This is a genomic window from Duganella vulcania (genome assembly GCF_009857655.1).
Taxonomy (GTDB): Bacteria; Pseudomonadota; Gammaproteobacteria; order Burkholderiales; family Burkholderiaceae_D; genus Rugamonas; species Rugamonas vulcania.
In genome coordinates, this window is the sequence record NZ_WWCX01000139.1 from 1 (window position 1) to 10,660 (window position 10,660).

At 68.4% G+C, this 10,660-nt stretch carries 9 protein-coding genes; 6 read left to right on the top strand and 3 right to left on the bottom strand.

Going from position 1 to position 10,660, the window contains the following annotated elements; genetic code table 11:
• From GTP90_RS33000 to GTP90_RS33020, 5 genes are all read left to right on the top strand, one after another.
• Positions 1-476 (top strand): ROK family protein (locus GTP90_RS33000; RefSeq protein WP_254452160.1); only part of this gene is annotated, 476 nt, incomplete at its 5' end.
• A 25-nt stretch (positions 477-501) separates the two neighbouring features.
• Positions 502-1,857, top strand: a complete 1,356-nt coding sequence (locus tag GTP90_RS33005; RefSeq protein WP_217432057.1) for a D-tagatose-bisphosphate aldolase, class II, non-catalytic subunit — start codon at positions 502-504, stop codon at positions 1,855-1,857.
• A gap of 33 nt (positions 1,858-1,890) precedes the next feature.
• Complete coding sequence (locus GTP90_RS33010) at positions 1,891-2,658, top strand: DeoR family transcriptional regulator (protein WP_161087480.1); 768 nt, start codon at positions 1,891-1,893, stop codon at positions 2,656-2,658.
• Positions 2,655-3,761 carry an N-acetylglucosamine-6-phosphate deacetylase gene (gene nagA, locus GTP90_RS33015; RefSeq protein WP_161087487.1) on the top strand — a complete coding sequence of 369 codons (1,107 nt, stop codon included), beginning with the start codon at positions 2,655-2,657 and terminating at the stop codon, positions 3,759-3,761. Before GTP90_RS33010 ends, nagA begins: the two co-directional genes overlap by 4 nt.
• Positions 3,762-3,772: 11 nt before the next feature.
• Positions 3,773-5,581: an MFS transporter gene (locus GTP90_RS33020; protein ID WP_161087481.1), complete on the top strand. Its 1,809-nt coding sequence runs from the start codon at positions 3,773-3,775 to the stop codon at positions 5,579-5,581.
• Positions 5,582-5,593: 12 nt separating this feature from the next.
• Here the strand turns inward: GTP90_RS33020 and GTP90_RS33025 are convergent, their stop codons facing one another.
• Both GTP90_RS33025 and GTP90_RS33030 read right to left on the bottom strand, forming a co-directional pair.
• Complete coding sequence (locus tag GTP90_RS33025) at positions 5,594-6,367, bottom strand: alpha/beta fold hydrolase (RefSeq protein ID WP_161087482.1); 774 nt, start codon at positions 6,365-6,367, stop codon at positions 5,594-5,596.
• A gap of 124 nt (positions 6,368-6,491) precedes the next feature.
• On the bottom strand, positions 6,492-7,538 hold the full coding sequence (locus GTP90_RS33030) for an RNA-guided endonuclease InsQ/TnpB family protein (protein ID WP_161087483.1): 1,047 nt from the start codon (positions 7,536-7,538) through the stop codon (positions 6,492-6,494).
• A gap of 119 nt (positions 7,539-7,657) precedes the next feature.
• Between GTP90_RS33030 and GTP90_RS33035 the strand changes: the two genes are divergently transcribed.
• Positions 7,658-8,968 carry a M24 family metallopeptidase gene (locus GTP90_RS33035; protein WP_161087484.1) on the top strand — a complete coding sequence of 437 codons (1,311 nt, stop codon included), beginning with the start codon at positions 7,658-7,660 and terminating at the stop codon, positions 8,966-8,968.
• Between the two features lie 6 nt (positions 8,969-8,974).
• Here GTP90_RS33035 and GTP90_RS33040 read toward each other — a convergent pair.
• A partial coding sequence (locus GTP90_RS33040; RefSeq protein WP_161087485.1) for an FAD-binding oxidoreductase occupies positions 8,975-10,660 on the bottom strand: 1,686 nt, incomplete at its 5' end.

A 10,660-nucleotide genomic window follows, 5' to 3' on the forward strand; every position in this document is an offset into this window, starting at 1 on the left:
GGGGCCACTGGCCGCTGCCGGCCTCGCAATTAACGCCGCAGATGCCGCCGTCGGCCGCCGCCGCGCTGCCGGTGCTCGACTGCCCTTGCGGGCGGCGCGGCTGCCTGGAACGCTATGTCTCCGGCCCCGGCATGAGCCGCCTGCATCTGCACCTCGGCGGCGGTGACGAGACGCCGGCCGCCATCGTGGCGCAGGCGCGGGCCGGTTCGGCCATCGCCGCAAAAACGATGGCGCTGCACGCCGACCTGCTGGGCCACGCGCTGGCCACGCTGGTGCTGACGCTGGACCCGCACGCGATCGTGCTGGGCGGAGGCCTGTCGCAACTGGCCCACCTGTACGACCAGCTGCCGGCCGCGATGCGCCGCCACCTGTTCCCCGGCGTGCGCGTACCGCCCATCCTGCCGCCCAAGTTCGGCGACGCCGGCGGCGCACGCGGCGCCGCCCTGCTCGCCCGCCAGCAATTCGCCAACCCCTGACTCATCACCGACCAAGCCAGCGACCATGAAAACTACCGAATCCCTGTCCCCCGTCCAGCAGATCGTCGCCGCCCACCGGCGCGGCGCGGCCGTCGGCTTGTACAGCGTATGCTGCAGCCATCCGAGCGTGCTGCGCGCGGCGATGCGGGTGGCGTCCGACTACGGCACCGTGCTGCTGGTGGAAGCCACCTCGAACCAGGTCGACCAGTTCGGCGGCTACACCGGCATGACGCCGTCCGCCTTCCACGATTACGTACACCAGCTGGCGCGGGACCAGGGCTTCCCGCCGGAGCGGCTGGTGCTGGGCGGCGACCATCTCGGCCCCAACGCCTGGCAGCATCTGGACGCGGCCACCGCCATGCAGCACGCGGAGACGCTGATCGCCGCCTACGCCGCGGCGGGCTTCCACAAGATCCACCTCGATTGCAGCATGCGCTGCGCCAACGATCCGCAACACCTGAGCGACGAGACCATCGCCGCCCGCTCGGCGCGCCTGTGCGCGGTGGCCGAGCAGGCGGCCGCCCAAGCCGGCCTGCCGCCGCCGGTGTACGTGATCGGCACCGAAGTCCCCATCCCCGGCGGCGAGGCGAACCTGGCGCAGGCCGGCGCGGTCACCTCGCCCAAGGCCGCCGCGCGCACGCTGGACGTGCACCGCCTTGCCTTTTTCGCGATGGAGCTGCACGATGCCTGGCGCCGCGTGATCGCGATGGTGGTGCAGCCGGGCGTGGACTTCGACCACAGTCAGATCCAGCACTACGACGCCGCGCAGGCAAGCGCGCTGTCGGCCTTCGTGGCCGGCCAGCCCGGCCTGGTGTTCGAGGCCCACTCCACCGACTACCAGCGCGAATCGGCGCTGCACGACATGGTGCGCGACCACTTCGCCATCCTCAAGGTCGGCCCGGCCGCCACCTTCGCGCTGCGCGAAGGCCTGCAGGCGCTGTGCCGCATCGAGGAGGAGCTGGTGCCGGCCGGCCAGGTATCGCGCCTGATGCAGGTGCTGGACGAGACCATGCTGGCGCAGCCCAGGCACTGGGCCAAGCACTACCCCGGCAGCGGCGCCGAGCAGCGCCTGCTGCGCCGCTACGGCCTGAGTGACCGCTGCCGCTACTACTGGGGCGAACCGGCGGTGACGGCCGCCGTCGAACGCCTGTGCGCCAACCTCGATGCGCTGGCGATCCCGTTGTCGCTGCTGAGCCAACACCTGCCGGAGCAGTACCTGCAGGTGCTGCAAGGCCAATTGGCCGCCAGGGCAGGAGCGCTGCTGGAGCATAAAATCGGCCGCGTGCTGGCCCAATATGCGCGTGCCTGCAACCGCAACAGCGCGCACGATTCCGCGTCAAATGCCAGCACTCCTGCTGGCAGCGCGGCCGCGATCTGTTAAGCTCGACATCTTTGATCATCTGACAGCAGAACAATGCGAAATACCAGTCAACGCCGCGCCTCCATCCTGCAGGCGCTCACCCGCCACGGCTCGGTCCAGGTGGCCGCGCTGGTGGACCAGCTGGGCGTGTCCGCCGTCACCATCCGCAGCGACCTCAGTGCGCTCGAATCGCAGGGACTGGCCACGCGCAGCCACGGCGGCGCCACGCTGGCGCGCACGCCGCCGCCCGAGCAGACCATTCCGCAAAAGGACGCGCTGAACCACGAACAGAAGGAGCGCATCGGCGCCTGGGCCGCGCGCATGGTGCAGCCGGGCGATAACATCATCATCGATTCGGGCACCACCACCATCTCGCTGGCGCGCCACCTGCACGAGGCGCAGAACGTGACGGTGATGACCAATGGCCTGAACATCGCCTGGGAGCTGGCCGACGCCCCCGGCGTCGACCTGATTTTGACGGGCGGCCTGCTGCGCAAGCAGTCGCTGTCGATCCAGGGCACGCAGGCCGAGGCCTGCCTGCAGGCCTACAGCTTCGACAAGCTGTTCCTCGGCGTCGATGGCCTCGACCTGCAGTTCGGCGTCACCACCCACCACGAGGCCGAAGCTAGCCTGAACCACAAGATGGTGGAGCGCGCCAAGAAGATCATCGTGCTGGCCGACGCCTCCAAATTCGGGCGTGTCAGCCTGCACCGCATCGTGCAGCTGGACCGCGTCCACACCGTCATTACCGACGCCAGCATCAGCGCGGAATACCGCGACGGCCTGCTGGCGGCCGGCATCGAACTCCTGATAGCGGAATAACAGTGTCAATCAGCGGCAAAATCCTTACCCCACAAGGCTGGATCACGGGCAGCATCGCCTTCGACCAGCGCATCCAGTCCATCCAGGCCGACGCGCAAGCCGATACCGGCCTGACCATCCTGCCCGGCTTCATCGACCTGCACGTGCACGGCGCCGCCGGCGTCGACATCATGCAGGGCGGCGACGCCGGCGCCACGGTGGCGCGCAGCCACGCGCGCCACGGCACCACGGCGCTGCTGGGCACCACCATGACGGCCACCGACAATTCGATCCGGCGCGCGCTCAGCGGCCTGGCCGGCGTGATCGCCGAACGTCCAGCCGGCGGCGCGCGCGTGCTGGGCGTGCACCTGGAAGGCCCGTTCCTGAGCATCCACAAGCTGGGCGCGCAGCCGGCGGACGCGGTGGCGGTGGCCAGCCTGGAGCTGGTGCGCAGCTACCACGAGCTGGCGCCGATCCGCGCGCTGACCATTGCCACTGAGGTGGACGGCCACCTGGAGCTGATCCCCATGCTCAAGCAGATGGGCATCCGCGTGCAGCTGGGCCACAGCAACGGCAGCTACGAGGACGGCGTGGCGGCGCTCAACGCCGGCGCGGCCGGCTTCACCCACCTGTTCAACGGCATGACGGCGCTCAACCACCGCCATCCCGGCATCGCCGGCGCAGCGCTGGCGCACGCCGAATACGCCGAGATCATCCCCGACCTGCAGCACGTGCACGAGGGCGCGATCCGCGCGGCGCTGCGCGCCATCCCGCGCCTGTACGGCGTGACCGACGCCACCTCGGCCACCGGCATGCCGGACGGCGAGTATGGCCTGGGCAGCCAGCGCGTCTACAAGTGCCTGGGCTGCGTGCGGCTGGCCACCGGTTCGCTGGCCGGCTCGGTGCTGACCATGGACCAGGCGCTGCGCAATTTCGTCGGCCTCGGGCTGGATTTGGCCGACGCCTCCAACCGCCTGTCGCTCTACCCCGCCGACTACATCGGCGAACCGGAACGGGGCCGCCTGATGCCGGGCGCCTGGGCCGACATCGTTGTCCTCAATGCCGATCTGCAGCCGGTGGCCGTCTTCGTCGAAGGCCAGGCCATCGATCTTACTTCCCACTGAACGGAGTCCCGATGCAAGCCACCCTGTCCAACGCCCCCGCCCGCGCCATGGGCTTTCTGCTGTTCATAGCCGGGATGGGAGGGCTGTTGTACGGGATCGACGTCGGCATCATCGCCGGCGCCCTGCCCTACCTGGAATCGACGGCGTCGGTGGCATGGAAGCTGAGCGCGCAGCAGCTGGGCTTTATCGTGGCGGCGGTGCTGCTGGGGTCTGTGCTGTCGTCGCTGTTCGCCGGCGCGCTGGCCGACCTGGTGGGACGGCGCGCGGCGATGGTGCTGGCCGGTGCGCTGTTCACCGCGAGCATACCGCTGATCGCGCTGGCCGACGGCTACCTGGCGCTGATGCTGGGCCGTCTGCTGCAGGGCATCAGCGGCGGCTTGATCGGCGTGGTGGTGCCGCTGTACCTGGCCGAGTGCCTGCACGCGCGCCATCGCGGACGCGGTGCGGCGCTGTTCCAGCTGCTGCTGACCATCGGCCTGGTGGCGGCGGCGCTGATCGGATTGTTCCAGGCGCGCGAGGTGGAAACCGCCACCGCCGCCGCCCAGAACCTGGAGGCGGCGGCGCGTGCCGGCGCGGTGTTCGCGGCCAAGGACCATGCGTGGCGCAGCATCTTCTGGATGTGCCTTGCGCCTGGCCTGGTGTTCACGCTGGGCGGCCTGCTGCTGTCGGAGTCGCCGCGCTGGCTGGCGCGCAAGGGCCGCATCGCGCAGGCCCGCGCCGCGCTGCTGCGCACCCGTCCCGCCGCCGAGGCGGACGCGGAACTGCGCGAGATCGAACAGGCGCTGTCGCCCGCCACCGCGACCGATGGCGTGGCGGCCAACGACCGCCTGCTGAGCCGCCGTTACGTACTGCCCTTTCTGCTGGCCTGCCTGGTGCTGGCGCTGACGCAGGCGACCGGCATCAATTCCATCCTGGCCTATGTGGTCACGATCCTGAACCAGGCCGGCCTGCCCGGCGCCACGGCCAACATGGCCGACGTCGCGCTCAAGGTCCTCAATGCTGTGCTGACGGTGGTGGCGGTGGCGCTGGTCGATCGCAAGGGCCGCAAGTTCCTGATGATGCTCGGCACCGGCGGCATCGTCGTCGCGCTGGTGGTGGCCGGCCTGCTGTTCCGCAGCGTCGAGGGCGAACAGCGCGATGTCTCCGCCATGCTGCAGGCGCGCGTCCATGGCGACGGCCTGGAACTGCGCCTGGACCCGGAGACCCTGCGCACGCTGGGCGCAACGCCGGCTGACAGCACCGCCATGCAGTTGTCGATCGCCTACTCCTACGGTCCGTTCACGAACGTGCAGAGCCGCCGCAGCGACGATCCCGCCCTGCCGCTGCTGCGCGTCGCGCGCGAGGACACGGTACAGGCGGACAGCGTGATCGGCGCCTTCTTCCGCCGCCTGCATCTGAATCCCTTCGCCGATCCGGCTGAAGCGGCCGGCGCGCCGCTGCGCATCGAGCAGGCGCACCTCTCGGCGGTGCCGCCCGCCTCGCACGGCTGGCAGGTGGCGCTGGCGATCTGCCTGTTCGTCGCCAGCTTCGCGGTCGGTCCTGGTGTTTGCGTGTGGCTGGCGCTGTCGGAGCTTATGCCCAACCGCATACGCTCCAACGGCATGAGCGTGGCGCTGCTGATCAACCAGTTCGTGTCGACCGTGATCGCGGCGGTGTTCCTGCCGACCGTCGGCCAGTACGGCTACGCCACGCTGTTCTTCTATGGCGCCGGGTGCGCGCTGCTTTACTTCCTCACCGCCGCCTTCCTGCTGCCCGAGACCAAGGGCAAGACGCTGGAGGAGATCGAGGCGCATTTCTCGCGCCGGCGCCAAGCCGCATAGGCGGCTGGCCGCTCAGGCCAGGCAGGCTTCGAGCGAGGTTTCCAGCAGCGGGAAGTGGCCGCTGTCGACCATGCGCAGGCTGGCCTGCGGGAAGATGGCGCGCCAGAGCGGGCCATCGTGTTTGGCGTCGATCATCGGGTCGTGGCGGCCGAACAGCACCGATACCGGACCATTGAAGGCGCTGCGGCCAGGCGCGCGGAAAGTGGCGGCGAAATCGTCCGAGATGGCGACCGCGCTCACGCCATCGAATCCACCCGGCTGCTGCAGCACGTCGACGAAATGGCGCGGCGCGTCGCCTGCCTGCGGGCCGAAATACAGCGCCGGCACGTCCGGCAGCAGTTGCAGCGCACCGAACACGTCCCAGAAGCGCGCGCGGCCCGGTGCCGCGTCGAAAGCGGCCAGCGCCGCCGTCACCTTATCCGCATCGGCATGGCCGGCGTTCAGCGCCAGCGCGCGCCGCGCCAGGCGCAGCGCGGCCTGTTCGGGATTGTAGGTCGGCGCCAACAGCACGACGCGCTCCACCAACTCGGGCGCGTGTTGCGCCAGGTGGGTGGCCAGGTGTGCGCCGAAGGAGCTGGCCATCACCGTCATCGGCGCGCCGTGCTCCTTCGCGTTGCGGCGAAATTCGACCAGCGCGGCTTCCAGCAAATCCAGATAGGGATGCGGCGCACACGGCGCGGCCGGCGGCTGCTGCCACCATTGCACCTCTTGCGCCTGCGGGTAGCGCGTGCGTTCGACTGCAACGCTCATGCCAGGGCCGCCGTGCAGGTAGAAAATCGACGTCATGGTTCCTCCTTGAGTGGACATGGTCTCAAGCCTAGCGCAGGCATATTTTTTTGGCAAGCGTGCAACTGGCTGATTGACTTCGCCGCGCGCTGTGTTCAAATAAGCGCTTGACGTCCTCCCCGCCCTAAAGAGCGGAGATTCCTACTGCTAGCGTCGCACGTCCGCGACGGAGAATATTGACCGCAGCATTTCGATCACGATCATGTACAGCACCGCAATCGCTACAGCACCATTCTCTTACTCCAAGGTCTGCGATACCCTTCGGCCTCGTATCGGGCAAACCGCCACAATGCGAGCAGACCTGGGTGGTGAAACGTTCGTCGACTTCCTCGAACCAGGCGCCATGCTTAACAGCCTTGTACGCCAGTTGTGTACGGAAGGACGACCAGCCAACATCGTAGACCGACTTCGCCATGCTGGTTTTGGCGAGGCCCTGCGCGTTGACGTTGCCGACCACGATATAGTCGAAGGCGGCGATGATCGCGCTGGTACGGGTGTGCAGAAAATTGAGTCTGCGGTTGGCGATCTTGGCGTGGATGGCTTTGATCCGCCGTTTCTTGCGCGCGCGCTGGGCACACGCCAGCGCCACCTCGGCTTCCCGGTAAAAGTGAGGCGCCTCGATGGCGCTGCCGTCGCTCAATGTCGCCAATGTCTTCAGGCCCAGATCGATGCCGACCCCACGCACGGGGGCACGGACCGGTGCAGGTTCTACCTCGACGACAATATTGAGGAACCAGTTGCCGCGACGATCGCGCGAAAAGTTCGTGCCATCGAGAATTTTCCCTTCCGGCAGAGGGCGCGAGTAAAACACGCGAAACGTGCGGCCGGCGAACCGGAACGCGTTGCCTTCGCGCTTGAGTTCACGCCCCTTCAACGGCACCCAGCCCATCGCTTTGCGGCCACGATAGCGCAAGTAAGGCCGATGCGACGTGGCACGCGAGGTGGCGTAACGCTGGCAGATGTCGTTGACCGTGCCCGAATGCAGGCCAAGCTCCTTCGAACAGCCAGTGGTCAGCTTGATCAGGTCAAATCCTGTGTGCCAGCGCCGACCGAAACGCAACGCGTCCTTTTGTCGATCGTTGCAGTAGTTCCAGACGAAATTGACCGTCCGTGCTTGCTGGTTCAGCAGGCCGCTCAAGGATTTGACGCGATATCGGTAAACCAGTTTCATACATGTTTGACCATAGCGGAACGCTTGAGTTCCGTATCTTCGTCCCTCGCATCGACTCCCGCGGAGTCGGTTCCTTTCACTCCTCGCCCAAAAGGACGAGGTTTCTCGGAACAAATCTGATGAAAAAATATCTCCTTGCCCTCTCCCTGCTGCTGGCTGCCGCGCATGCGCCGGCGCAGGTGCTGCCGCTGCGCGAACAGGCGGCCGTGATCAACCAGCTGCTGGCCGAACGCTTCGACAAACTGCTGCCGGACATGATGGCGCAGACCGGCATCGACATGTGGATCGTGGTCTCGCGCGAATACAACGAGGATCCGGTGCTGAAGACGATGCTGCCGGCCGAGTGGCTCAACGCGCGCCGCCGCACGGTGCTGCTGTTTTACCGCGATCCGGCCAGCGGCCGTGTGGAGCGACTGGCGGTGGCGCGCTACAACGTCGGCGACAGCATCGCGGCGGCGTGGGATATGAAGAAGTTCCCCGATCAGTGGGCTGCGCTGGCGGACCTGGTCCGGCAGCGCAAGCCGCACAAGATCGCGCTCGACACCTCGCGCGATTTCGGCCACGCCGATGGCATCGACCATACCGACTACAACGAGCTGCTGCAGGCGCTGCCGGCCGAGTATCGCGCCCGGGTGGTGTCGGCCGAGCCGCTGGCGGTGCGCTGGCTGGAGACCCGCACCGACAGCGAAATGCGGATCTATCCGCGGATGATCGAGGCCACGCACCAGATCATCGCCGAAGGTTTTTCGGAACGCGTGATCACGCCCGGCGTCACCACCAGCGAGGATGTGGTGTGGTGGTTCCGCCAGAAGATCCGCGACCTGGGCTACGACACGTGGTTCCATCCGTCGGTGGAGATCCAGCGCCAGGGCAAGGACCAGCCGGATAGTGGCGTGATCCTGCCGGGCGACCTGCTGCATGTGGATATCGGCATCACCTACCTGCGCCTGAACACCGACGTGCAGCAGCATGCCTATGTGCTCAGGCCCGGCGAGACCGCCGCACCGGCAGCGCTGGTGCAGGCCTTCACGCGCGCCAATCGTCTGCAGGACATTCTGACGGCGCAGTTCCGCCAGGGCCGCACGGGCAACCAGGTGCTGGCGGCGGCGCTGGCGCAGGGGCGCGCAGAGAACCTGAACCCGGTCATCTACACCCATCCGATCGGCTACCATGGCCACGCGGCCGGTCCCACCATCGGCATGTGGGACATGCAGGGCGGCGTGCCTGGCAGCGGCGACGAGGCGCTGCGCCACCGCACCGCGTACTCGATCGAGCTCAGTGCGGCGACCGCCATCGACGGCTACGCGCAGCCGGTGCGCATGATGCTGGAGGAGGACGCGTACTTCGACCAGGCCGGCGTGCGCTACATCGGCGGGCGCCAGCAAGAGCTGCTGCTGGTGCCGCGCCGCCCGCCTCCAGCGGCGCAGTGAGAAGCGTCAGCCCTTGCGGGTGAAGCCGTCGTCGCTCCACCCCTCGCTGCCGACGCCGTGGCGCACAAAGAACAGGCCATCAGGATCGTACTGCCGCTTCGCGCGCGCCAGCCGCTCGTAGTTGCCGCCCCAGAACGCGCGCTGCCAGTCGGCGATGAAGTAATCGCTCTCCGACACGTAGGAGCCGGCCTTCGGTGCGGCCTGGCGCAGCGCTGTCATCGCCCGGCCAATGGCGGCGGCCCGCTCACGGCCTCGCTGCGCGGCCGATAGTGCAGCCGATTTCGGGTCCTTTGCGTCGGCGGCAGCCGGCATGCCCGGATAACGCGGGCCGTCGCCGCCGGCGATGATGGCCAGCGCGAACGCACCCAGCACATCGGGATTCATGGCCGTGTCGCGCGCGGCGGCCAGGTCGGCGGCCGAGGCGCCGGCCAGGCCCTTGTTGAAGTGCAGGCCAACGCGCCAGTGCCGCGTGGCGCGGAACAAGGCATCGGTCAACTGCGCCTGCTGTTCGGCCGCCAGCAAGGTGGCGGGCAGCCATGCCGACTGGTAGCCATGGATGAACCAGCCCGCGTCGGCCGCGTCGCCCTTCCACACGCCGTGGTGCGCGGGCGCGCCGGGACGCTCGTCGGCCAGCATGAAGCCCGGCGCGTATTTCTTGAAGAAGGCCAGGTTCCAGAACTGCCGCGCCGGCACGGCCACCGCGCGGAACGGCTGTTCCAGCGCATACTCTGGCCGCTCGCCCAGCCACGCAAGGAACGGCGCCCACACAGCCTCCGCCTGTTTCTGGTCCAGTCCCTGGAACACCATCGACACGTCCACCGTGTTGCCGGTGTTGAAGCCGATCTGCTCGCCCCAGGTCGGGTTGAACAAGGCGCTGGCGTAGAACGCCATCACCTGCGCGATCAGCGCGCGGTATGCCTCGTCCGACGCCGCCTTGATGGTGAAGAACACGGCGCCGAAGTTCTCCGGCAGTTCGCGCGTGCGCAGCGTCAGCCGCGTGACCACGCCGACGCTGCCGCCACCGCCGCCCTTCAAGGCCCAGAACAGCTCGGGATTGGTGCGGGCGTTGGCGATGCGCACCTGGCCGTCGGCCGTCACCACCTCGGCCTCCAGCAGGCCGGCGGCGGCGGTGCCGTAGTTCTTCGAGAAGCTGCCGAAGCCACCGCTCTGCACCAGCCCGGCCACGCCCACCGTGGTGCAGCCGCCGCCCTGCACGTAGCGTCCGCCGCGCGTGGTGACGGCGTCGTAGGCGTCGATCCACATCGCGCCCGCGCCCAGCGTGACGGCCGGTTGCGGCGCGTCGTCGCAGCCCTGCGCCACGAAGGCCGGCTGCAGGGTGGCCTCGTTCATCTGGCGGGTCCACACCAGCAGCGAATCGGGCGCGTCCGACGTGCCCTGATAGCTGTGGCCGCCGCCCTTGACCACCAGCCGCAGATGGTGCTCGCGCGCGAAGTTGACCGCCGCCACCACGTCGGCCGTGTTGCGCGCCGCCACCGCGTAGGCGCTCGGCTGCGAGGACCAGGCGTCCAGCCAGCCGCTGGTCTGGGTCAGCGCCGGCTGGTCGCCGATCGCGTAGGTATTGTTGAGCTGCTCCAGCGCGGCCACGCAGGCCGGCGCGGCCGCGCTGCCGGCGCAGGCGGCGAACGGCGCGTCCAGCTTGAGCAGGCGGCCATCGACGCGCTGTCCCAGCTG

What these genes read in the sequence shown, in the direction of transcription:
- GTP90_RS33005 (WP_217432057.1), top strand. Translation starts at nt 502, where the DNA reads ATGAAAACTACCGAATCCCTGTCCCCCGTCCAGCAGATCGTCGCCGCC.
- GTP90_RS33010 (WP_161087480.1), top strand. Translation starts at nt 1,891, where the DNA reads ATGCGAAATACCAGTCAACGCCGCGCCTCCATCCTGCAGGCGCTCACC.
- GTP90_RS33020 (WP_161087481.1), top strand. Translation starts at nt 3,773, where the DNA reads ATGCAAGCCACCCTGTCCAACGCCCCCGCCCGCGCCATGGGCTTTCTG.
- GTP90_RS33025 (WP_161087482.1), bottom strand. Translation starts at nt 6,367, where the DNA reads ATGACGTCGATTTTCTACCTGCACGGCGGCCCTGGCATGAGCGTTGCA.
- GTP90_RS33030 (WP_161087483.1), bottom strand. Translation starts at nt 7,538, where the DNA reads ATGAAACTGGTTTACCGATATCGCGTCAAATCCTTGAGCGGCCTGCTG.
- GTP90_RS33035 (WP_161087484.1), top strand. Translation starts at nt 7,658, where the DNA reads ATGAAAAAATATCTCCTTGCCCTCTCCCTGCTGCTGGCTGCCGCGCAT.